At 69.3% G+C, this 22,612-nt stretch carries 20 protein-coding genes and 2 rRNA genes; 4 read left to right on the top strand and 18 right to left on the bottom strand.

Features of this window, described 5'->3' with window-relative positions; translation table 11 throughout:
* Positions 1 to 91 precede the first annotated feature (91 nt).
* The 6 genes from CUT39_RS10665 to hemW form a co-directional block, all read right to left on the bottom strand.
* The gene (locus CUT39_RS10665) at positions 92 to 445 is read right to left on the bottom strand and encodes a histidine triad nucleotide-binding protein (RefSeq protein ID WP_100446355.1); all 354 of its coding nucleotides are present in this window, start codon (positions 443 to 445) and stop codon (positions 92 to 94) included.
* 12 nt (positions 446 to 457) lie between these two features.
* Positions 458 to 1,180, bottom strand: coding sequence for a 16S rRNA (uracil(1498)-N(3))-methyltransferase (locus CUT39_RS10660; RefSeq protein ID WP_100446353.1), 723 nt, complete (start codon positions 1,178 to 1,180; stop codon positions 458 to 460).
* A complete protein-coding gene (gene dnaJ / locus CUT39_RS10655; protein WP_100446351.1) occupies positions 1,181 to 2,323 on the bottom strand; it encodes a molecular chaperone DnaJ in 1,143 nt (380 codons plus the stop codon). It lies immediately after the preceding gene.
* A gap of 21 nt (positions 2,324 to 2,344) precedes the next feature.
* Positions 2,345 to 3,361, bottom strand: a complete 1,017-nt coding sequence (gene hrcA, locus CUT39_RS10650) for a heat-inducible transcriptional repressor HrcA (RefSeq protein WP_100447066.1) — start codon at positions 3,359 to 3,361, stop codon at positions 2,345 to 2,347.
* An 81-nt stretch (positions 3,362 to 3,442) separates the two neighbouring features.
* Positions 3,443 to 4,588 carry a CapA family protein gene (locus CUT39_RS10645; protein WP_100446349.1) on the bottom strand — a complete coding sequence of 382 codons (1,146 nt, stop codon included), beginning with the start codon at positions 4,586 to 4,588 and terminating at the stop codon, positions 3,443 to 3,445.
* 42 nt (positions 4,589 to 4,630) lie between these two features.
* On the bottom strand, positions 4,631 to 5,806 hold the full coding sequence (gene hemW / locus CUT39_RS10640) for a radical SAM family heme chaperone HemW (RefSeq protein WP_100446347.1): 1,176 nt from the start codon (positions 5,804 to 5,806) through the stop codon (positions 4,631 to 4,633).
* An 18-nt stretch (positions 5,807 to 5,824) separates the two neighbouring features.
* Here hemW and CUT39_RS10635 point away from each other — a divergent pair, with 18 nt between their 5' ends.
* The 3 genes from CUT39_RS10635 (at position 5,825) to CUT39_RS20775 (ending at position 8,381) form a co-directional block, all read left to right on the top strand.
* Positions 5,825 to 6,586, top strand: a complete 762-nt coding sequence (locus CUT39_RS10635; RefSeq protein ID WP_198587052.1) for an enoyl-CoA hydratase-related protein — start codon at positions 5,825 to 5,827, stop codon at positions 6,584 to 6,586.
* A 26-nt stretch (positions 6,587 to 6,612) separates the two neighbouring features.
* On the top strand, positions 6,613 to 7,458 hold the full coding sequence (locus tag CUT39_RS10630) for a hypothetical protein (protein WP_100446343.1): 846 nt from the start codon (positions 6,613 to 6,615) through the stop codon (positions 7,456 to 7,458).
* Positions 7,459 to 7,637: 179 nt separating this feature from the next.
* A complete protein-coding gene (locus tag CUT39_RS20775; RefSeq protein ID WP_198587051.1) occupies positions 7,638 to 8,381 on the top strand; it encodes a hypothetical protein in 744 nt (247 codons plus the stop codon).
* A gap of 58 nt (positions 8,382 to 8,439) precedes the next feature.
* Here the strand turns inward: CUT39_RS20775 and lepA are convergent, their stop codons facing one another.
* Complete coding sequence (gene lepA / locus CUT39_RS10620) at positions 8,440 to 10,317, bottom strand: translation elongation factor 4 (RefSeq protein WP_100446341.1); 1,878 nt, start codon at positions 10,315 to 10,317, stop codon at positions 8,440 to 8,442.
* A gap of 365 nt (positions 10,318 to 10,682) precedes the next feature.
* Between lepA and rpsT the strand changes: the two genes are divergently transcribed.
* Complete coding sequence (gene rpsT, locus CUT39_RS10615; protein WP_100446339.1) at positions 10,683 to 10,955, top strand: 30S ribosomal protein S20; 273 nt, start codon at positions 10,683 to 10,685, stop codon at positions 10,953 to 10,955.
* Positions 10,956 to 11,012: 57 nt separating this feature from the next.
* On the opposite strand, the gene CUT39_RS10610 is transcribed toward rpsT, so the two are convergent.
* The 11 genes from CUT39_RS10610 to CUT39_RS10560 all read right to left on the bottom strand — a co-directional run bounded on the left by CUT39_RS10610 (position 11,013) and on the right by CUT39_RS10560 (position 22,419).
* A complete protein-coding gene (locus tag CUT39_RS10610) occupies positions 11,013 to 11,276 on the bottom strand; it encodes a hypothetical protein (RefSeq protein ID WP_157930599.1) in 264 nt (87 codons plus the stop codon).
* Positions 11,269 to 12,294 (bottom strand): DNA polymerase III subunit delta, encoded by a 1,026-nt coding sequence (holA, locus tag CUT39_RS10605; protein ID WP_198587049.1) that lies wholly within the window; start codon positions 12,292 to 12,294, stop codon positions 11,269 to 11,271. Before holA ends, CUT39_RS10610 begins: the two co-directional genes overlap by 8 nt.
* Positions 12,295 to 12,430: 136 nt before the next feature.
* Entirely contained in the window at positions 12,431 to 14,755 is a 2,325-nt protein-coding gene (locus CUT39_RS10600; RefSeq protein ID WP_100446335.1) for a ComEC/Rec2 family competence protein, read from the bottom strand.
* A complete protein-coding gene (locus tag CUT39_RS10595; protein WP_100446333.1) occupies positions 14,755 to 15,516 on the bottom strand; it encodes a ComEA family DNA-binding protein in 762 nt (253 codons plus the stop codon). The genes CUT39_RS10600 and CUT39_RS10595 overlap by 1 nt, the downstream gene beginning before the upstream one ends.
* A gap of 130 nt (positions 15,517 to 15,646) precedes the next feature.
* A complete protein-coding gene (locus tag CUT39_RS10590; RefSeq protein ID WP_100446331.1) occupies positions 15,647 to 16,498 on the bottom strand; it encodes a DegV family protein in 852 nt (283 codons plus the stop codon).
* A 13-nt stretch (positions 16,499 to 16,511) separates the two neighbouring features.
* On the bottom strand, positions 16,512 to 16,964 hold the full coding sequence (locus CUT39_RS10585; RefSeq protein ID WP_157930598.1) for a hypothetical protein: 453 nt from the start codon (positions 16,962 to 16,964) through the stop codon (positions 16,512 to 16,514).
* Between the two features lie 92 nt (positions 16,965 to 17,056).
* Positions 17,057 to 17,719 carry a histidine phosphatase family protein gene (locus CUT39_RS10580; protein WP_100446327.1) on the bottom strand — a complete coding sequence of 221 codons (663 nt, stop codon included), beginning with the start codon at positions 17,717 to 17,719 and terminating at the stop codon, positions 17,057 to 17,059.
* Entirely contained in the window at positions 17,716 to 18,132 is a 417-nt protein-coding gene (gene rsfS, locus CUT39_RS10575; RefSeq protein ID WP_100446325.1) for a ribosome silencing factor, read from the bottom strand. Before rsfS ends, CUT39_RS10580 begins: the two co-directional genes overlap by 4 nt.
* A gap of 118 nt (positions 18,133 to 18,250) precedes the next feature.
* Positions 18,251 to 18,853, bottom strand: coding sequence for a nicotinate-nucleotide adenylyltransferase (nadD, locus tag CUT39_RS10570; protein ID WP_232805704.1), 603 nt, complete (start codon positions 18,851 to 18,853; stop codon positions 18,251 to 18,253).
* 159 nt (positions 18,854 to 19,012) lie between these two features.
* A 5S ribosomal RNA gene (rrf, locus tag CUT39_RS10565) occupies positions 19,013 to 19,129 on the bottom strand.
* A gap of 159 nt (positions 19,130 to 19,288) precedes the next feature.
* Positions 19,289 to 22,419 (bottom strand): 23S ribosomal RNA (locus tag CUT39_RS10560).
* Positions 22,420 to 22,612: the final 193 nt, after the last annotated feature.

The following is a 22,612-nucleotide window of genomic DNA, read 5'->3' as shown; positions in this document are numbered from 1 at the left end:
ACGGCGATCCGGTGACCGCCGCTTGCGATGCCTCAATGGTAGAACTCCGCGCCGAGGCCCGACAATGCGAAATCCCCAACCGCTTGAGCTTTCAGCCCGACAGCATCGGTCCGAGCGGTTTGCCGCCGAATACGTGCACATGGACGTGGTCGACCTCTTGTCCGGCGTTGCGGCCGGAGTTGGCCAGCATCCGCCAGCCGGTCTCGGTGACGCCGTCGTCGTCGGCCACGTCGGCGGCGACGGTGAGGACCTCGGCGGCCAGGTTCGGGTCGCGCCGGGCCAGGGCGGCGACGTCGGCGTGGTGGTCCTTGGGGATGACCAGCACGTGCGTGGGGGCCTTGGGGTTGATGTCGCGGAAGGCCAGGACGCGCTCGGTCTCGCGGACCCGCTGGGACGGGATCTGGTCGGCGACGATCTTGCAGAAGATGCAGTCCGGATCGGTCATTGCGCGATCTTATTACCAGCGGCCGAGGCGGGCTTGGAGGACCGCCAGGGCGGCGGGCCCGGCGGTGGAGGTGCGCAGGACGGTCGGGCCGAGCCGCACGCGAGGGCCGAACTCGGCGAGGGCGTCGAGCTCGCCGGGGCCGATGCCGCCCTCGGGTCCGACCACGAGCGCGATCTCGCCGGAGGCGGCCGGGTCGACCTGGGACAGCGGCTGCGCGGCGGTCTCGTGGAGGACCAGGACCTGGGCGGCTGGCCGCAGGCGGTCGAGGAGCCGCTTGGTGGTGTGGAGTTCGGCGACGCGGGCCAGGTGGGCGCGGCGGGCCTGCTTGGTGGCCTCGCGGGCGGCGGCGGCCCATTTGGCGCGGGCCTTGTCGCCGCGCGGACCCTTCCACTGGGTGATCGACCGGGCGGCGGCCCAGGGCACGACCTCGTCGGCGCCGGTCTCGGTGAGCATCTGGACGGCCAGTTCGCCGCGGTCTCCCTTGGGGAGCGCCTGCACGACGGTGAGCTTCGGGTCGGGCTCGGGGACGGTCCGGCGCTCGAGGATCTCCAGGTGGAGGCGCCCGCGTTCGGCCCCGGTCACCCGCGCCCGCGCGAGCGCGCCGGAGCCGTCGGTCAGGGTCAGGCGCTCGTCGGGCCGGAGCCGCTGCACGTCGGCGGCGTGGTGCCCCTCGGGGCCGTCGAGGACGGTCGAGGCGCCGTCGGGCAGCGCCTCGACCAGGAAGACCGGATCCATCTAGGCGTGGCCGTTGAAAGCGTCTCTCATCTTCGAGAAGAAGCCGGAGCCGGTCTTCACTTCCTTGATCTCCTCGTCGCGGAGGGTCGCCAGCTTGTGCAGCAGCTCCTCCTGCTCGGTGTCGAGCTTGGTCGGCGTGCGCACGTCGAGGTCGACGTACAGGTCGCCGCGGGCGCCGCCGCCGCGCAGCTTCGGCACGCCGGCGCCGCGGACCTTCTTGATCGTGCCCGGCTGGGTGCCCGGCGCGACCTCGATCTCGACCTGGTCGTCGAGGGTGTGGACGTTCAGCTTGGTGCCCAGGGCCGCCTGCGTCATCGGCACCCGGACCCGGCAGTGCAGGTCGGCGCCGTCGCGGGTGAAGACCTCGTGGGGCTTCTCGTGGACCTCCACGTACAGGTCGCCGGCCGGGCCGCCGCCGGGCCCCACCTCGCCTTCGCCGGAGAGGCGGATGCGCATCCCGTCCTCGACGCCCGGCGGGACCTTCACGGTGATCCGCCGCCGCGAGCGGACGCGGCCCTCCCCGCCGCACTTGCGGCACGGGTCGGTGATGACCGTGCCGTAGCCCGAGCAGGCCGAGCAGGGGCGGGCGGTGCGGACCTGGCCGAGGATCGTGCGCTGCACGACCTGGACCTCGCCGGAGCCGCCGCAGGTGGTGCAGGTGCTCGGGGTCTCATCGCCCTCGGTGCAGGCGCCGTCGCATTCGTCGCACACCACCGCGGTGTCGACCGTCAGGGTCGACTCGGTGCCGAAGGCGACCTGTTCGAGGTCGAGGTCGAGGCGCAGGAGCGCGTCCGAGCCGGGGCGGCGCCGCGAGCGCGGGCCGCGCCTGCCGAAGCCGCCCATGGAGCCGCCGAAGAAGGCGTCCATGATGTCCTCGAAGCCCATGAACGGGCCGCCGGGCCCGGCCCCGCCCCCGGCGGCGGCGCGATCGTAGGGGTCGCCGCCGGAGTCGACGATCGCGCGCTTCTGCGGATCCATCAGGACCTCGAACGCGGCGTTGATGTCCTGGAGCTTCTCTTCGGCATCGGGTTCGTCGCTGACGTCCGGGTGGTACTTGCGCGCCAGTTTCCGGTACGCCTTCTTGAGCTCGTCCTCGTCGGCGTTCTTGTCGACACCGAGGATCCCGTAGTAGTCCTTAGCCACGTGCGCTCTCATAGTCCCTTGTCAGCGGTTCTGTTCCAGAATTTCGGAGACGTACCGGGCCACCGCGCGGACGGCGGCGATGGTGCCCGGGTAGTCCATGCGGGTCGGTCCCAGCACGCCCATGTGCCCGACCACCGCTCCGGGCCCGTACCCGGCGGTGACCACGGCGGTCTCGCGGAAGTCGTCCATCTCGTTCTCGTCGCCGATGCGGACGGTCAGCAGCGGACCGGTGTCGGCCCGGCCCAGCAACTGCATGAGCACGACCTCCTCCTCCAGCGCCTCGAGGATCGAACGGAGCGATCCGGAGAAATAGGCGGCGTGGCGGGTGAGGTTGGCCGCACCGGCCACGGCGATTCGGTCCTCGGCCCGGACGACCACGGTCTCGAGCAGGACGCGCGCCAGTTCGGCGACGGCGGTGCCGAGCTCCGGCCGGGCCAGGTCGGACAGGTCGGCGATGATGCCGGGGGCGTCGGTGAGCGGCTTGCCCTGGAGCTGCTCGTTGATGAGCTTGCGCAGATCCAGGATGTCGTCCTCGGACAGGTCGGTCGACAGCTCGAACTGGCGCTGCTCGACCCGGCCGGTGTCGGTGATCATGACCAGCATGAGCCGGCCCGGCCCCAAGGAGACCAGCTCCAGGTGGCGCACGGTCGAGCGGTTGAGGCTCGGGTACTGGACGACCGCGACCTGGTGGGTGAGCTGCGAGAGCAGCCGCACGGTGCGGGTGACGACGTCGTCGAGGTCGAGCGCCTCGGCCAGGAAGCGGTGGACCGCGCGCCGCTCGGCGGTCGAGAGCGGCTTGATCTTGCCGAGCCGGTCGACGAACAGGCGGTAGCCCTTGTCGGTGGGGATGCGGCCCGCCGAGGTGTGCGGCTGGTGGATGTAGCCGGATTCCTCGAGGTAGGCCATGTCGTTGCGGACGGTCGCCGCGGACACACCGAGGCCGTGGCGCTGGGCCACCACCTTCGACCCCACCGGCTCCTGGGTGGCGACGTAGTCCTCGACGATGGCACGCAGCACTTCGAGCTTGCGATCGTCCATCGCGGCCACGTCCCTTCGCTGTCGCGCTTGCCCTTATCCGACCGGACTCAAGTTTGGCACTCCCTGCCTCAGAGTGCCAGTCTAGGCGCCGCCTCGGACGTCCGGGAGGACGAGCGCGCCGTCGCCGTCGACGGTGACGCCGGCCTCGCCGAAGTCGGCGGCCAGCTCGTTGAGCGAGTCGATCGCCGCCCCGTCGGCGTCCAGTTGAGGGTAACCGCGGTCGTCCATCCGGCTGGGGACGATCCGCCCGCCGGTGAGCGTGCCGTCTTCGAGCAGGTCGACCTTGAGGATGCCGGAGATGCCCAGGTGCCCGTCGATGGAGAACAGGTTCTGCCCGCCGCCGAAGTTGCCCAGCGAATAGGCGATGAGCTTGTCGTTGTACAGCTCCATGCCGCGCAGCACGTGCGGGCCGTGGCCGACGACGAGGTCGGCCCCGGAGTCGACGCAGGTGTGGCAGAACGCACGGGTGTCGCCGCGGTTCTCGCCCAGGTAGTTCTCGACCCCCTCGGGCACGTGGCGCTGGTCGGTGCCCTCGGCGCCGAGGTGGGCGGTGGCCACCACCAGGTCGGCGCTGGACTTGGCGGCCGAGACCAGCGCGGCGACCGCGTCCAGGTCCCGCACGTCGGTGTAGAAGTAGTAGGGCGCGAAGCCGACCACCGCGACCGTCAGCTCCCGGGCCTCCACGGTGACGACCTCGTCCTTCATGCCGGCCAGCTCCATGCCGGCGCCGTTCACCGCCTCGACGGTCTGGGCGGCGCCGTCGGGTCCGGCGTCCCATCCGTGGTTGTTGGCGATGTTGAGCACGTCGATGCCGGCCTCGGCGAAGACCCCGGCGTACTCGCCGGGGAGCCGGAAGTAGGTGCACGAGCCGCCGCCGCACTTGTCGAACTCCAGGGTCGACAGGGCGCCCTCCATGTTGGCGATGACGACGTCGCCGCTGAGCTCGTCGGCCACGCCCTCGAAGAAGCTCGCGCCGCCGTCGGAGGGCAGCCGGTTGGGGTGGGAGCCGGGGAACGTGTCGCCGACGTGGGTGATGGTGAGCGGCTGGGGCGGCTCGGGCGAGGGCGACTCGGACGGGGTGGTCTCCTCGGCCGCGCCGACGCCGCCCTCGTCCACCGGCGGCGGTTCCTCCTCGTCCGAGCAGGCCGCGACCCCGGCGACGCCGGCGAGCGCCCCGGTGAGGAGGCCGCGGCGGCGCACGGCGGAGGACTGGAGTGAGTGGTGCATCGATGGCTCCGGAGTATTGGGGGGATTGTCGGGGGGCGCCGATCAGGCCGTGAGATCCCTCACTACCGCATCGGCGAGCAGGCGTCCTCGAAGGGTGAGGCGAAGGCGCCCGCCCTCGAGGAGGGCCAGGCCATCGGCGACCACCTGCTGCGCGGCTGCCAAACCGTTCGCACGCAGCCACGATACCGGGAGACCTTGTTCGAGGCGAGTCAGGAGCATCACGCTTTCCAAGTACCGGTCCTCGTCCGAGAGCTCCTCGTGCTCGGCGAGCGGCAGGCCGCCGGCCAGCGCGGTCGCATAGGTCGAGGGGTGCTTGTGGTTCCACCAGCGCAGCCCGGGCAGGTGGGAGTGGGCGCCGGGGCCCGCCCCCCACCAGTGGCCGCCGTCCCAGTACAGGAGGTTGTGGCGGCAGCGCGCCTCCGGCGAACGGGCCCAGTTGGAGACCTCGTACCAGGAGAAGCCGGCCTCGCCGAGCGCGGCCTCGGCGGCCAGGTACCGGTCGGCGGCGACGTCGTCGGAGGGCCGCGGGACCCGGCCGGAGCGGATGCGGCGGGCCAGCGCGGTGCCCTCCTCGACGATCAGCGAGTAGGCCGAGACGTGGTCGACCCCGGAGTCGACCGCGGCGGCCAGACTCGCGGCGAAGTCGGCGGCGGTCTCGCCGGGGGTGCCGTAGATCAGGTCGAGACTGACGTGCTCGAAACCGGCGTTGCGGGCGTGCTCGACGGCGGCCAGGGCCTTGGCCGGGGAATGCTCGCGGTCGAGGACGCGCAGGACGTGCGGGGCGGTCGACTGCATGCCGATCGACAGGCGGGTGAAGCCGCCCGCGCGCAGTTCGGCGAGGTACCCGGCGTCCACCGACTCGGGGTTGGCCTCGGCGGTCACCTCGGCACCGTCGGCGAGCCCGAATCGGTCGTCGATCTCGGCCAGGACCGCGGCCAGATCGGCGGCCGGCAGCAGCGTGGGGGTGCCGCCGCCGAAGAACACGGTGTCGACCCGCGGCACGGACCCGAACAGCGCCGCGGCCCGGCCGATCTCGGCGCGCACCAGCCCGGCGTAGGTCTCGCGGGAGACGCCCGCGCCGAGCTCGGCGGCCGTATAGGTGTTGAAGTCGCAATAGCCGCAACGGGAGACGCAGAAAGGCACATGGACGTAGATCCCGAACCCGCGCCGACCGGTCTCGGGCGACTTCGCGGCGGCGGCTACCACTTCAGCGGACACGCGGTCTACGGTACTGGCGTGGAACCCACCGACGCACCGATCGCCTACCGCGCCGACCGCGGGGTGGCGACCATTACCCTCAACGAGCCCGACCGCCGCAACGCCCTGTCGACCGCGCTGATCGCGCGCCTGCGGGAATCGCTGGTCAGGGCCACCGCCGACGAGTCGGTCCGAGTCGTCGTCCTCGACCACGCCGGCCCGGTGTTCTGCTCCGGGGCCGACCTGACCGAGTCGGCCGCGGCCACCGGCGCCGCCGACCTGCCGGCCACCCGCCTCGCCGAGGCGCTCGCCGACATGGCCGAGGCGCCGAAGCCGATCGTGGCCGTCGCCGGCGGCGCCGTCCGCGGGGGCGGGCTCGGGCTGCTGGCCGCCGCCGACCTCGCCATCTGCCGCACCGGCACGACCCTGGCGTTCAGCGAGGTGCGCCTCGGCGTGGTCCCGGCGGTGATCGCGCCGGTGGTGGCCCGCCGCCTCAGCCCGGCCCGCATGGGCGAGCTGTTCCTGACCGGGCGGACCTTCGGCGCCGAGGAGGCGGCGGCCTGGGGACTGGCCGACGCCGTCGCCGAGGACGCGGCCGCCGAGACCGAGCGGGCGGTCGGGCGGCTCAAGCGGGGCGGGCCCTCGGCGCTGGCCGGGGTCAAGGAGCTGACCGGCGATCCGGGGCTGCGGCGGCGGCTCAAGGAGGCGGCCGCGACCACGGCCCGGTACTTCTTCGCTCCCGAGGGCCGCGAAGGCGTCCAGTCCTTCCTTGAGAAGGACTCACCCCACTGGGTAGATTAGGCAGCCCCGATCCGATCGGAGTCACGTTGCGACCGCTGCGAGCACTCTTCGTCCTCACGCTCGCGGTCGGCCTCACCGCCGGCTGCACCGACGACGTCAAAGACGCCCTCTCCCCCGAGCCGACCGGTTGCCACATCGGGGACGGTGCCGAGCCGCTGCATCTGACCTCCGAGCAGACCCACAACGCGGCCACGATCGCGGCGGTCGGCCAGCGCGACGGCATGAGCGAGCGGGCGGTGGCGGTGGCGATCGCCACCGCGTTCCAGGAGTCCGGTCTGGTCAATGTGGATTACGGGGACCGCGATTCGCTCGGCCTATTCCAGCAGCGGCCCAGCGCCGGCTGGGGCACCGAGGAAGAGGTGCTCGACCCGGTCTACTCGTCGTTCAAGTTCTACGAGAAGCTGCGCCGCATCGACGGCTGGGAGGAGATGGCGATCGGCGACGCCGCGCAGGCGGTGCAGGTGAGCGCCCACCCCGACCTCTACCACCAGTGGGAGGACGACGCGTTCGCCGTGGCGGCCGCGCTCGCCGGCGGCCAGCGGAGCGGGGTGTCGTGCATGGTGCCCGACTCGCGGGAGCGGTCGCTCGACGCCCAGGCCCTGGCGGCGGACTTCGCCGAGCAGTGGGGCGCGGAGGTGGCCGATGTGGATGGACCGGTCGTGGCGATCGCCTCCGAGGACCGGGCCGGCGGCTGGAACCGCGCCTCATGGGCGGTCGCCAAATCGCACGAGTACGACTTCGCCTCGGTCGCCTACGGCGGACGGCATTGGCAGCCGGGCGACGAAGGCTGGATCGTTCCCGATCTCGAAGTGACCGAGGCCGCAAACTTCGATGAGTCCATTGTCACCATTACGCTGAACTCCCCGGAGTGATCGAAGCCGCCCCCGGGGCCCCGGACGGCCGGGGGATCATGTCTCTCCAATGCCGCACAATTGCCACGAATTGCGGCATCTCCCAAGGCAGTAGCCCATTTACGGGTCAGGCGAGCGCGGCGCGGAGACGGTAGAGTGAGCACGGTAATAGACCCTCCAACCCCCCGGAGAAAACTGCAATGACCTATCCGCCTCAACCGGCCGGACCGGAATCGCCCGGCCAAGGCCCCGGCCCCCAATCGCCCAGTGGGGGCGACCCGCTCAGCGAGTGGGGCGTCAAGCCCAACCCGCACCGCCCGCAGAAGGTCAACTGGCTGACCCAGGCCCTGTGGGGCTACATGGCGGCATCGGTGCTGATGCTGCTGTTCTCCATCATCGCCCTCATCGCGGTGCCGTTCCTCGGCGGCTTCGTGCTGGCCGGCGGCATCGTCGGCCTGGTCTTCTACAGCCTCTCGATCGTCATCGTCTGGTTCATCGTCAAGGAGCGACTGGGCGCGTTCGGAGCGGCCGACCCGCGCACGCCGCTGCTGATCGGCTTCGGCATCCTCGGGTTCTTCTCGCTCTTCGGCCTCTTCGGCGGCTGGGGCGTGGGCTGGTACGCCGCCCTCACCGCCCTGCTCGGGCTCGCCCGGCTCGCGGCAGTCGGAGCGGCGTTCTACCTGGTGTTCCAGCCCGAGGTGCACCAGTGGCTGCTGTCGAAGCAGGGGAATCTGCCCAAGCGCCCGCCGGCGCCGCCGCAGGGCGCGCCGGGGCAGCCGCAGGCTCCCGGATACCCGCAGCAGCAACCCGCGCCGGGCGGATACCAGCAGCAGCCGCCACCGCAGGGCGGCTACCCTCAGCAGCCGCCCGCCCCGGGTCAGGGAGCGCCGCCGCCGCAACAGCAGCAGCCGCCCCAGCAACCTCCGCCTCCTCCGCAGCAGTAACCGAAACAGCGACGGGCGCCGGATTACTCCGGCGCCCGTCCTCGTCTCTGGCGGAGTCTCAGTTCTCGTCGCTGCGCAGGGCGGCGATGAAGGCGTCCTGCGGGACGTCGACCCGCCCGACGGTCTTCATCCGCTTCTTGCCCTCCTTCTGCTTCTCGAGCAGCTTGCGCTTGCGGGTGATGTCGCCGCCGTAGCACTTGGCGAGGACGTCCTTGCGCATCGCGCGGATGTTCTCGCGGGCGATGATCCGCGATCCGATCGCGGCCTGGATCGGCACCTCGAACTGCTGGCGCGGGATCAGCTTCTTCAGCCGCTGGGCGAGCTTCACTCCGTAGGCGTAAGCCTGGTCCTTGTGGACGATCGCGGCGAAGGCGTCGACCCGCTCTCCCTGGAGGAGGATGTCGACCTTGACCAGTGCGGCCTCCTGGGAGCCCTCGATCTCGTAATCGAGCGAGGCGTAGCCCTTGGTGCGGGACTTGAGCTGGTCGAAGAAGTCGAACACGATCTCGGCCAGCGGCAGCGTGTAGCGGATCTCCACCCGGCCGGTCGACAGGTAGTCCATGCCCTCCTGGACGCCGCGCCGCGACTGGCACAGGTCCATGACCGGTCCGATGCAGTCGGTCGGGGTGAGCACGGTGGCCTTGACCACCGGCTCGGTGATGGCGGCGATCTTGCCCTCGGGGAACTCCGAAGGGTTGGTGACCTCCACCTGCTCGCCGTCCTCCATGGTCACCTGGTAGACCACGTTGGGAGCGGTGGAGATGAGGTCGAGATTGAACTCGCGCTCGAGTCGCGCACGGATGATCTCCAGGTGCAGCAGCCCGAGGAAGCCGACGCGGAAGCCGAAGCCGAGCGCCGCCGACGTCTCGGGTTCGAACTGCAGGGAGGCGTCGTTGAGCTGGAGCTTGTCGAGCGCTTCGCGCAGGTTCCCGTAGTCCGAGCCGTCGATCGGGTACAGACCGGAGAACACCATCGGCTTGGGTTCGGTGTAGCCGGGCAGCGCCGCGGCCGCGGGCTTGCGCTCGTCGGTGACGGTGTCGCCGACCTTCGATTGGCGCACGTCCTTCACGCCGGTGATGAGGTAGCCGACCTCGCCCACGCCGAGGGCCTGGGCGACCTGCGGCTCGGGGCTGATGACGCCGATCTCGAGCAGCTCGTGGTCGGCCCGGGTCGACATCATGCGGATGCGGTCGCGGGCCTTGAGCCTGCCGTCGACGACTCGGATGTAGGTGATCACGCCGCGGTAGGTGTCGTAGACGGAGTCGAAGATCATCGCCCGGGGCGGGGCGTCGGCCTCGCCGCTCGGGGGCGGGACCTGTTCGACGATGGCGTCGAGCAGCTCGATGACGCCCTCGCCGGTCTTGCCCGAGACGCGGAAGACGTCCTCGGGCTCGCAGCCGATCAGGTGGGCGAGCTCCTCGGCATAGCGGTCGGGATCGGCCGAGGGCAGGTCGATCTTGTTGAGCACCGGGATGATCGTGAGGTCGTTGCCCATGGCCAGGTAGAGGTTCGCGAGAGTCTGCGCCTCGATGCCCTGGGCGGCGTCGACCAGGAGGATCGCACCCTCGCAGGCGGCGAGCGACCGCGAGACCTCGTAGGTGAAGTCCACGTGGCCGGGAGTGTCGATCATGTTGAGGACGAACCGGTCGCCCTCGGCGTCGCCGGAGCGGGTCCTCCAGGGCATGCGGACGGCCTGCGACTTGACGGTGATGCCGCGCTCGCGCTCGATGTCCATGCGGTCGAGGTACTGCTCGCGCATCTTCCGGGTCTCGACGACCTCGGTGATCTGCAGCATGCGGTCGGCCAGGGTCGACTTGCCGTGGTCGATGTGCGCGATGATGCAGAAGTTCCGGATCGCAGCCGGAGCGGTCGAACCTGGCGCGTTCGTCACGTTGGCCTTCCTTCTCGGCGAGGCTAGCGGGCCGCGACTCGGCACGGCTCGTCTAGGTGGGCGCACCAATTCTGCCTTACGATTCGCGGCTGACCCGAGGCACCGAGCGGACACGCCGCCCACCACGGCCCGGGCCCGATCCTATAGGAAATATCCTATATCCTATAGGATGAAGGCGGCAAAGTCGGCGCGTCGGAGCGCATGGGGCACCCCGTCACCGGCGAGCCTGGCGGCACCGCCGAGCGGCCGCGCGGACGCCGGGCCGCACCGGGTGTAACCTGGCTCGCGGTCGGGACGCCGCGCCGTGTGCGTTGCTCGGCTCCTGGTACCGTTGATTGTCGCGTGGCGCGCGCCCTGCGCCCGACGCGGTTTGCAAGGAACCAAGTAATCACGAGACTGAGGCTTCACGCGTGGCGAACATTAAGTCCAAGGAAAAGCGCAACCGGCAGAACGAGAAGCGCCGGATGCGCAACAAGGCCGTGAAGTCGTCGCTGAAGACCGCCGTCCGCAAGTTCCGCGAATCGACGGCCGCCGGCGACGTCACCGCCGCCGAGACCCACCTGAGGGCCGCCAGCCGTCAACTGGACAAGGCCGCCTCCAAGGGGGTCATCCACAAGAACCAGGCCGCCCAGCGCAAGTCGAAGATGGCCGCGGCCTACAAGAAGCTGGAGAACGCCTCCTAAGGCGGGCTAGCGCGCAGACTTCAAAGGCTCCGGAGGGCACCGACCCGACCGGAGCCTTTAGCGTGCCTGACCGCCGGTCCGGTCGGCGGCGCCGGCGACTAGGTCGTTGAGCTTGACCATGGCCGCCACCGCCAGCGGCAGCACCGGCACGACCCACCAGGAGACGAGCTCGGTGAGCGCCATGAGGACGCCGAGCACGATCGAACCTTCGAACAGGACCACGCACCAGGCGTTCGAGAGGCGCAGGTGCCGGATTCGGAGCACCCTCGCATACCAGGGGCGGCGAGGCCGGACGACGCGGCCGTGACGGTATTCAGACACGACCACCAGGCTCCCCGGACCGGACCGGAGCCCGCCGGTACGGGTCGGCCCCGCTCAGTCGGGTGATCTCGAGGACCGCGTGCTCCAACGCCCAGGCCCGGTCGTCGGATCCGCCCTTGACCTCGCCGTTGAGCCGGGCGCAGACCCGCATCGCCTCGGCGAGGGAGTCGGCCGTCCAGTTCCGGGACTGACGGCGCGCCTTGTCGATCTGCCAGGGGGCCATGCCGAGCTGCGCGGCCAACTGCTTCGAACCCCCGCGCTCGGCGGCGACCCGCGACAGGTTCCGCACGGCCATGGCCAGCGCGTCGGCGATCGGCACCGGATCGACCCCGATCTGCATCGCCCATCTGAGGGCGCCGAGCGCCTCCCCGGGGTTCCCGGCCACGGTCGCGTCGGCCACGGTGAACCCGGTGACCTCGGCCCGGCCGGAGTAGTACCGGGCTACGCCGTCGACGGTGATGTTCCCCTCGGTGTCGGCCACCAACTGCGAGCAGGCCGAGGCCAGCTCCCGCAGATCGGAGCCCACGGCCTGGATGATGGTGTCGGCGATCTCGGCCGAGGCCGACCTGGGCGAGGCTCCGGCCGCGCGCAGCTCGCCGCGCACGAACGCGACCCGGTCGGGCTGGCGCTTGATCTTGGCGGCCTTCACGACCTCGACGTCGAGCTTCTTGAGTCCCTCCGGCAGCGCCTTGCCCTTGTTGCCGCCGTTGTGGCAGATCGCGAGGTACACCCCGGGCGCCGGCCGTCGCGCGTAGTCGAGGATCGCGGCGATGGCGCCCTTGTCGGCGTCCTGCGCCGAAGCGACGACGGCGATCACGGCCCCGCCGAACAGGTTGGGGCTGATCAGGGTGCCGAACGAGCCGGCGGTCACCTCCGAGCCGGTCACCCGGTTGACGACGGCTTCGGGGTCGGAGGCCGGGAGTTCGTTGCGCACCGCCGCGACATACTCGTCGGCGGCCCGCTCGGCGAGGAACTCGTCGTCGCCGAGCACCAAGCGGATCGGTAGGAGTGCAGCCACGAGATACATCCTCGCATGCCGCGCCTCGCGCCGCATGCGGCGCTGCGCTATGGGTGGAACGCCGGTCGCCCGGGGTGAGGTCCGAGGCGCCGGCCCGTCTTGCGACGGACCGTCCGCGTTGCGGCGAACCGGGGCCTCAGGCGGCGCGGCGGTCGGTCGCGACCTCGAATCGGCCTCCTTCCCTCGAGACGGTGACCCGGCCCGACGTGTCGGTGCGGAACACCAGTGCGCCGGTTTCCTCCAGGAGCGCCAGCGGGCCCGGGTTCGGGTGACCGTACGAGTTGTCCGCTCCGACCCCCACCAGCGCCACCGCGGGCTCGGTCGCGCGCAGGAACTCCGGGATCTGGAACGCCGAGCCGTGGTGCGGCACCTTGAGCACGTCCACCGCCAAGCCCCGCCCGGTCTCCAGCAGCCGCTGCTGCGCCTCCGCCTCGACGTCCCCTGTCAACAGCAGGGTTGTCCCCGCCACCTCGGCCCGGACCGCCACCGAGTTGTTGTTCGGGTCCGATCGCGTCCCCGACATCAGCCGTTCGCCCGGCCACAGCACCTCCAAGCTCGTGGCACCGAACCGGTAGACCTGCCCTGGCGCGGGATCGAGCATCGGCACCCCGCCGGCGTGCTCCTCGACCAGGTCGAAGCCATAGGTCGCCTCGCCCGGCGGCGGCGCCAGGATCGCCTCCACCTCCCGGCCCGAGACCGCGCCGCCGATCCCGGCGGCGTGGTCGATGTGGAAGTGGGACAACACCAGCAGGGCGATCCGGTCGACCCCGAGGTCGTCCAGGCAAGCGTCCACCGGGCCCGGGTCCGGGCCCACATCGACCACCACCACCGCGTCCCCTGCGGGCAGCACCAGTGAGTCGCCTTGCCCCACATCGCACATCGTCACCACCCAGCCAGACGGCGGTCCGCCGGTGAACCAGCAGGCCGGCACCGAACCGAGCACCGCCGCGGCGATCACGGCCAGCAGCGGCCGCCGCAAGCGGCGCACATGGAGCAGGCCGATCAACGCCGCCAGGGCCGCGGCCGCGGCCAAGCCCCACCAGGCGCCCTCCGGCCACGGCAGCGTGCTCCCCGGCACCGCCGCCCCGGTCTCGGCCAACCACACCAGCCACCGCGCCGGGATCGCCGCCAGGGCCGCGAACCACTCTCCGGCCGGGATCCAGACCGCCGCCGCTGCCGCCGCCGACACCGACAGCACCACCACCGGGGCCGCCGCGAGCGTCGCCAGCAGGTTCACCGGCACCGACACCAGGCTGACCCCGCCGGTCCACGCCGCCAGCAGCGGTGTCACGGCCACCTGGGTGGCTGCCGGGATCGTCACCGCCAGAGCCGCCCACTGCGGCCAGCCGCGGTGCTCCAGCGGCCTCGCCCACCGGAAGGCCAACAGCAGCAGCCCGGCGCAAGCCGCCACCGACAGCGCGAACCCCGGCCGCGCGGCCATGTCCGGGTCGGCCAGGACCAGCACCAGCACCGCCGTCGCCAATGCGGGCATCGCCGCGGCGGGCCGACCGGCCGCGAGCGCCAGCAGCATCATCCCGGTCATCACCGCCGCCCGCAGCACGCTCGGCTGCGGCCCGGCGACGACCACGATCCCCACCACCGCGACCGCGCCCACCGCCACCCGGGTCCGCGGCCCCGCCCGTGCGGCGAGCGCGACCGCCAGGGCCGCCCCGGTGACCAGGCCCAAGTGGTAGCCGGACACCACCACCAGGTGGACCAGGCCGGTCGTCCGGAAGTCCGCCGACAGCCCGGGGTCCATGCCCGAGGTGTCGCCGACCGCCAATGCCGGTATGAGTCCCGACTCGGGCGCCGGGACCGCCGAGGCGGCTTCGGCCAAGTGCGATCGCACGTGTGCGGCGAGGCGGTGCGGCGGCGCCGGGCGGCCAATCGTTTCCGGAGGTCCCCTCGCGCTGACGACCGCGGCGGTCAGTCGGCCGGGCTCGGCTTCCCGGAGGGCGGCCTCGACCGCTATCGGCCGGCCGACGGTGACGTCCGCCCATTCGTCGCCGCTGGCGATGAGGAAGACCCGCCAGCGGCCCCGCACGGTCACCGAACCCGTCTCGAAGGCCCGCAGGCGGGCACTCGCGGTGTACACGCCCGGGCTCCGCGCCGACGGCCGTGGCGCGGTGTGCATGACCAACTCGGCCTCGCCGACGGTCTGGTCGGCGGTCAACCGGCCGAGGCGGTCATCGTCGCGCACCGTCACATGCACTGCGGTCACGGCCGCGGCGAGCAGCCCCCCGAACGCCACGGTCGCGACCGCCGCCCGGGGGCGGTCGGCCCGGCCTCGCGCCGCCGCCACCAGGACCGCGCAGCCGGTCGCGGTAAGCAGGCATACGGCGGTGCCGCCGTAGAGGCCGGCCAGTGCGGCGGCCCACGCGCCGGCCGCAGCCAGCGGCAGCCGCAGGTCTCGGGCGACGGTCTTCGAGGGCTCGGGATGCCTCCCGTTCAGGGCGGCCATTACAGCGCCACCTGGTCGCGGATCTGATCCAGCAGGCTCGGCCCGATGCCCTGGACGTCGGCCAGCTCCTCGACCGACTGGAAGCTGCCGTTCGCTTCGCGGTGGGCCACGATCCGCTCGGCCAGGACCGGGCCGATGCCGTTCAGGGTCGTGAGCGTCCGCTCGTCGGCGACGTTGGGGTTGACCAGGGCGCTCGCGGCCGCACCGCCGCTGCCTGCCGTCTCGGGCGCGGAGTCGGCGTCGGGCACCGCTACGAGGTCGCCGTCGGTGACCACTCGGGCGAGGTTGAGGAATCCGGGGTCGGCCTCCTCGGCCATCCCGCCGGCCGCCGCTATGGCGTCGGCGACCCGCGATCCGGACTCGAGCTCGACGATTCCGGGGCGCCGCACCGCGCCGGCGACCGACACGACGATCGTCTCCGGCTGCGTCGCGGGCGAAGCGGTCGGCTCGACTTCGGCCGTCGCGGCCGGCTCGGACTGGGGCCAGGACAGGATCATCGCCGACAGGCCCGTCGCGGCCGCCACGACGGCGACGGCCACCAGGACCCAACGGTTCACATGGGAGAGTCCCAGTCGCGCCTGGAACCGTTCGGCCCGCTCGCTCAGTCCCCGGCGCCGGGGTGCGCGCGGCGGCGTCCCGCGGCCGTCCTCGGCGGCGTCGATCGTCTCTTCGCAGACCCGTTGCGGTTCTGACGATTCGGCGAGTTTGAGTTGCAGCCGCGAGGCGAGCGCCGCGCGGTCGGTGGGATCTTTGACGTCCATACCCGGCTCAACGAGCCGCGGTTACGGCCGTGACTGGCGATTTTTCCCGCCTGTGGACAACCGGATCGGTGCTGTGGACGAGCGCAATCGGAGTGGACGATGCCCGATCGGCGGGTCATACTGCGGCGGCTCAGGCCAGGCGGCGGGTGATGACGCCGACCAGGCCCGGCCCGCAGTGGGCTCCGATCGCGGCGCCGACCTCGGTGACCTCCATCCGGCGCAGCCGTTCGCCGAACCGCTCGCGCAGCCAGCCCGCCAGCGCCTCGGCGCGGCGCTCGGCGGCCAGGTGGTGCACCGTCATCTCGACCGGCGCGTCCCCCGCGTCGCCGACTGCCAGCGCGGCCAGTCGCTGCAGGCCGCGGGTGGGCGTGCGGACCTTCTCGAGCATGTCGATTCGACCGTCGTCGACGCCCAGGATCGGTTTGACCGACAGCGCCGACCCCATCAGCGCCTTCGCGGTGCCGATGCGTCCGCCGCGGCGCAGGTACTCGAGCGTGTCCACGTAGAAGTAGGTCGTGGTCCGGCCGATCGCCTCCCGGGCGGCCGCCGCCGCGGAGAGCATGTCGGCTCCTTTGGCGGCCGCGTCCGCCGCCGTCAGCGCCGGGTAGCCGACGCCCATGCCGGCGTTCAGGGAGTCGACCACCGCTACCCGCCCGGCGAACCCGGTGGCGGCCGCCTCGGCGGCCGCCACGGTCCCCGACAGTTTGCTCGACAGGTGCACCGACACGATGCCGTCCGCACCTTCGTCGAGGAGCCGCTCGTACGTTTCGCGGAGGAGTTCGGGGGCCAGGCGCGAGGTCGTCACCGCCGTCCGGGGCTCGCGCAGCGCCTGCAGGATCCGCTCGGCGCCGACGGTCTCGCCTTCGCGGTACTCCTCCCCGGCGATCAGCACGGGGATGCCGAGCACGGTCAGATCGGCCCGCGAGGCACGCTGGTGCTCGGAGAGGGCCGAGGTGGAGTCGGTTACGACGGCGACGGTCACCCGGCCACACTACCTAACCGGCGGATTCGGCTTCCTCCACCACGAACGGAGTCCCCTGCTGGCAGAACGACATCATGCCCGGGTCGGTGTGGCCGTGCAGGGTCACTTCGGCTCCGGCGTAGACGACGGACTCGTCGTATTCGCCGAAGATGCCGTAGACGGTGCCCTTGTGCTCGAGGATCAGGCATCCGGATTCGACGCCGGACTCCACGGTCCCGCCGATGGTCATCTCGGATTTGGGTCCGGACTTGTCGGAACCGGCGGACGGATCCAGCCGGGGGGTGGTCTCGTCGTCGGGCATCGGCTCGCTCTCCTCGGTGTCGGTCGGCTCCGGCTCGGTACTCCCGGTCTCGGCCGGTGCGCCGGTGGGCGCTTCCGAGGTCGTCGTGGGCGTCGCGGTCTCCTCGCCGCCGCCTTGGCCGCCGCCGCAGGCGGCGAGCGCACCGGTCATGAGTACGCCGCTCATCACGGCTGCGGCCAGCCTTGTGAGCTGTCTGATGCGAAGGTTCGGTGTCTGCATGCGGGTATGACGCCTCAGGTCGGTTCGCGGTTGCACCGCTACGATCCGCCGCTCGCTTGCTGGCCTCTCGCCAGCGGGCCCGAACCGATCGTGTAGGGCGGCTTGACGCCCAGGTTGTAGCCGAACATGCGCCATTTGCCGGATTTCATGCGGCGCAGATCGGCCCAGTGGAGGTTGTCCATGCCGGAGAGGCCGCTGGTCGGGTCGTGGTCCCACCGGAGCACGCCGCCGACGATCTGGCGGGCCGAGCCGCCGTGGCAGACGATGATCGCCGTGCCGTCGACGTCGGAGTCGATCAGGTCGGCGACGGCGTCGCCGGTGCGGCGCTTGAGCTCGTTCCAGGTCTCGATCTCGGGGTTGAGCAGGGGCTCTTGTGAGCGCCACCGCCTGTGGTCGTCGGGGAACCGCTCGGCGATCTCCTTCATGGTCAGCCCCTCCCAGGGGCCGTAGCCGCGCTCGCGCAGGCGCTTGTCGAGCTCGATCTCGAGTCCGGTCGATTCGGCCAGCGGCTTGGCCGTGTCCACACAGCGGCGCAGGTCGGAGGAGATGATCCGTGCCGGCTCGTAGCCGGCGAGGGTCGGGGCCGCCGCAGCGGCCTGGGCTCGACCGGTCTCGTCGAGTCCGATGTCCGACGATCCCTGGATGCGGCCGGACAGGTTCCATTCGGTCTGGCCGTGCCGCAGTACGACGAGTCGGTTCACTGCCGCTCCTCGGAGGTCTCGTTACCGTCCGCGCCGGTCGGCGTGCCCGGAGGGCCTTCTTCGAACGGGATGGAGGGGCAGTCCTTCCAGAGTCCGTCCAGCCCGAAGTACTCGCGTGCCTCCTCGTGGAAGACGTGGACCACCAGTTCCCCGTAGTCCAGCAGCACCCACGACTCGCCGCCCTTGCCCTCGCGGCGCAGCGGCCGGGTGTCGTGCTGCTTGATGAGGCGTTCTTCCACCGCGTCGACGATCGCCTTGACCTGCCGCTCGTTGGCCGCTGAGACGATCGCGAACACGTCGGTGAGGGCGATCTGCTCGGTGACGTCGCGAAGATTGATGCCGTGCGCCTTCTTCTCTGCGGCCGCTTCGGCTGCGGAGAACGCCAGTGTTATGGCGGTGTCGGTTGCGGTCACGTACTCCCCTATCGATGAGAACCCTGCCGGACATCCCGGCGTACCGCTCTAGTCTTACACGCGACCGCCGACGAATTCCGACCGCTTAGTACCGTCTGACCTGCGACACGTTCTCATTTCAGCTTCGGTAGAGACGATGTTCTTCGATGTAGGCGTCGACCGCCTCGGGAACGAGGTAGCGAACCGGTTCCCCAACGCGGACGCGCCGGCGGCATTCGCTGGACGAGACGTCGACTCCGGGCATGTCGACGAACTCGACGTCTATGCCGGACGACGTATCTACCCGTGCGCGTGAGTGCCCCCGGCGATTGAGTGCGATGAACTTGACGGCCATGTAGAGCTCCTCGACCCGATGCCAGGTGTGGAGATTCTCGAGGGAATCGGCGCCGAAGACGAAGTTCAGATCGACGGGTGCGGTGTATTCGGCGCGGACGTCGGCGACCGTATCGATCGCATAGGTATGGCCTTCACGGTCGATGTCGCAGGTGCTGACCCGGAATCGTGAGTCTCGTTCGATCGCCAGTCGGGTCATGGTCAAACGCGCCGAGGCGTCGCTGACGTCGCGGTCGTTCTTCTGCCAGGGGTCGCCGGCGGGAACGAATACCACCTCGTCGAGCGCACACCGATGAGCCGCCTCACTGGCGGCGACCAGATGCCCGAGGTGCGGGGGATCAAAGGTCCCCCCGAATATCCCGACGCGATGAATAGGCAGCTCATGCACAGCTCCTGATCCTACAGACCCGTCTGCTGCGCACCCCCGACGCGAACGAACGACTGGCTCCGGAGCCCGGCCGCCGACCGCACTCCATCGTTTTGAATCGGGTACGGACATCAAAAGAGGGCTCCCGCTGGCGCGGGAGCCCTCTTTTCGTGTTGTGTTGTTTGGCGGTGTCCTGCTCTCCCACACCCTCGCGAGTGCAGTACCATCGGCGCTGGAAGCCGTAACGACCGGGTTCGGAATGGGACCGGGTGTGCCACTTCCGCTCTCACCACCAAACAAACCAGTGAGCCCCGCCCCCCTCCGGTCGGCCCCGCCCAGCGGGGCCGCCCGAGGCGGGCGGTGTGTTGCCTCAGAATCGCATAGCGTGCGTGAGCGCCCCCGTCCCCACCAGCGGAGACTGCGCAGGGCCCGCCTTTCGCGGGTTTGCTTGCATGTTGGGTTAAGTCCTCGGCGGTTAGTACCCGTCCACTCCACACCTTGCGGCGCTTCCATGTCGGGCCTATCAACCCGGTCATCTCCCGGGCGCCTCACCAACGGTTCGTTGACGGAGATCTCATCTGGAAGCACGCTTCCCGCTTAGATGCTTTCAGCGGTTATCGCTCCCGAACGTAGCCAACCAGCCATGCCCCTGGCGGGACAACTGGCACACCAGCGGTTCGTCCATCCCGGTCCTCTCGTACTAGGGACAGCCCTCCACCAAATCTCCAACGCGCGCGGCGGATAGGGACCGAACTGTCTCACGACGTTCTAAACCCAGCTCGCGTGCCGCTTTAATGGGCGAACAGCCCAACCCTTGGGACCAACTCCAGCCCCAGGATGCGACGAGCCGACATCGAGGTGCCAAACCATCCCGTCGATACGGACTCTTGGGGAAGATCAGCCTGTTATCCCCGGGGTACCTTTTAGCCGTTGAGCGACACCGCATCCGTACACCGGTGCCGGATCACTAGCCCCTGCTTTCGCACCTGCTCGACCCGTCAGTCTCACAGTCAAGCACCCTTCTACGCTTACACTCAAACACCGGTTTCCAACCGACGTGAGGGCACCATTGGGCGCCTCCGTTACCATTTAGGAGGCAACCGCCCCAGTTAAACTACCCACCAGGCACTGTCCCCCGACCCGATCCAGGGCCGCAGGTTAGAAGCCTCACCTGACCAGAGCGGTATTTCACCAACGCCTCGGCCGCCACTAGCGTGGCGGACTCCACGGCTCCCGCCTATCCTACACAAACCAGACAAAGCACCAATACCAAGCTATAGTAAAGGTCCCGGGGTCTTTCCGTCCTGCCGCGCGAAACGAGCATCTTTACTCGTACTGCAATTTCGCCGAGCATGTGGTTGAGACAGCGGAGAAGTCGTTACGCCATTCGTGCAGGTCGGAACTTACCCGACAAGGAATTTCGCTACCTTAGGATGGTTATAGTTACCACCGCCGTTTACTGGCGCTTCAATTCACCACGACACCCCGAAGGGCTGATGGATCCTCTTAACGTTCCAGCACCGGGCAGGCGTCAGTCCATATACCTCACCTCACGGCTTCGCATGGACCTGTGTTTTTAGTAAACAGTCGCTTCTCCCTGGCCTCTGCAACCCCCAACCGCTTCCGCCGGCTTCCGGCCACGACCGAGGGCCCTCCTTCTCCCGAAGTTACGGAGGCAATTTGCCGAATTCCTTAACCACACATCACTCGAACGCCTCAGTATACTCTACCTGACTACCAGTGTCGGTTTCGGGTACGGGCCGAGACACCACTCGCTAGAGGCTTTTCTCGACAGCACGGGATCACCGAATTCACCCTGACGGGCTACGCCTCAGCGCTCACCCCACATCCCCCCGGATTTGCCTGAGAGGACGGGCTACCACCTTACCCCGCCTGATCCACCAGACGGTACGGCTACCCCACTGCGTCACCCCATCACTACACTACACACGGCAGGGACCCCAACCAGCAACCAACACCACCACCACCGAAATGGCAGCGGCACCAGCAACCGACCGGTTAGCACAACCGCTATCGCGTCCATCGCGGCACTCGGGTACCGGAATATCAACCGGTTCACCATCGACTACGCCTCTCGGCCTCGCCTTAGGCCCCGACTAACCCAGAGCGGAACAACCGTCCTCTGGAACCCTTAGTCAATCGGCGCAGCTGATTCTCACAGCCGTCACGCTACTCATGCCTGCATTCTCACTCGCACCAAATCCACCAACACACCCCACAGGGCTACCTCACGGCTCGGCTTCACCTCTGGCACGACGCTCCCCTACCCAACACCGGACAAGCAAAACCTGCCCAGCGCTGCTACGGCTTCGGCGGTGTACTTCAGCCCCGCTACATTATCGGCGCGAAACCACTCGACCAGTGAGCTATTACGCACTCTTTCAAGGATGGCTGCTTCTAAGCCAACCTCCTGGCTGTCAACGCGACCCCACATCCTTTTCCACTCAGCACACCCTTAGGGGCCTTAGCCGGTAATCCGGGCTGTTTCCCTCTCGACCACCGATCTTCTCACCGGCGGACTCACTGCCGCACTCAACACCAGAGCATTCGAAGTTTAGCTGAGCTCAGTAACCGACACGGCCCATCACCCAACCAGCGCCCTACCACCCCGGTGCACCACACGACGCTGCACCTAAATGCATTTCGGGGAGAACCAGCTATCACGGAGTTTGATTGGCCTTTCACCCCTACCCACACCTCATCCCCCCAGTTTGCAACCTAGGTGGGTTCGGGCCTCCACGACCTCTTACAGCCGCTTCACCCTGGACATGGGTAGATCACCCCGCTTCGGGTCCACAACACACAACTCAACGCCCTCTTCAGACTCGCTTTCGCTCCGGCTCCCCCACACACGGGTTAACCTCGCTGCACATCACGACTCGCAGGCTCATTCTTCAAAAGGCACGCCATCACCCACCCGCAGCAGACGAATCCACCACACCGGGCTCTGACGGCTTACAGGCACATGGTTTCAGGCACTCTTTCACTCCCCTCCCGGGGTACTTTTCACCATTCCCTCACGGTACTCTCCACTATCGGTCACCGGACCACTTTAGGCTTACCAGACGGTCCTGGCAGATTCACACGAGACTCCACGAACCCCGCACTACTCGAGCACACAAGCCGCACCCAGCACATCAGCCTTCACCTACGGGACTCTCACCCACTCCGGCCGGCCTTCCCAGACCGTTCAGCTAACCAACACACCAGACACCTGCCCGCGGCAGCGGACAACGCCCATGCCTCACAACCCCGAGCCCGCAACACCTGCCGGCTATCACACGAACCCGGTTTAGCCTCCTCCGCTTTCGCTCGCCACTACTCACGGAATCACTCTTGTTTTCTCCACAGCAGGTACTAAGATGTTTCACTTCCCCGCCACACCACCGACTCCCCTATACATTCAGAAAGCGGCGACCGGGCACCAACCCGGCCAGGTTACCCCATTCGGAAACCCTGGGATCACAGCACAGTTGACAACTCCCCCAGGACTAACGCGGCCTCACACGTCCTTCATCGGCCATCCGGCACCAAGGCATCCACCATGCGCCCTACACAACTTAACCAACACCACAAACCACACCACCAGGGACACCAGCCCGAAAACGAACCAGCGCCCCAACCGAACCGCAGACCATCAACCCGAAGATCAACCACCCACAGCCCACACGGCAGCGCAGCCCTGTCAGTCAAGGCAGAAACAAAGACACTCACGCACACTATACAAATCTCAAACAACACACCAACCACACCCGACAC

Origin of the sequence: Glycomyces xiaoerkulensis, assembly GCF_002798405.1 — a bacterium.
In the GTDB taxonomy this organism is placed as follows: domain Bacteria; phylum Actinomycetota; class Actinomycetes; order Mycobacteriales; family Micromonosporaceae; genus Glycomyces; species Glycomyces xiaoerkulensis.
This window is presented reverse-complemented; position numbering and strand designations above follow the sequence as displayed.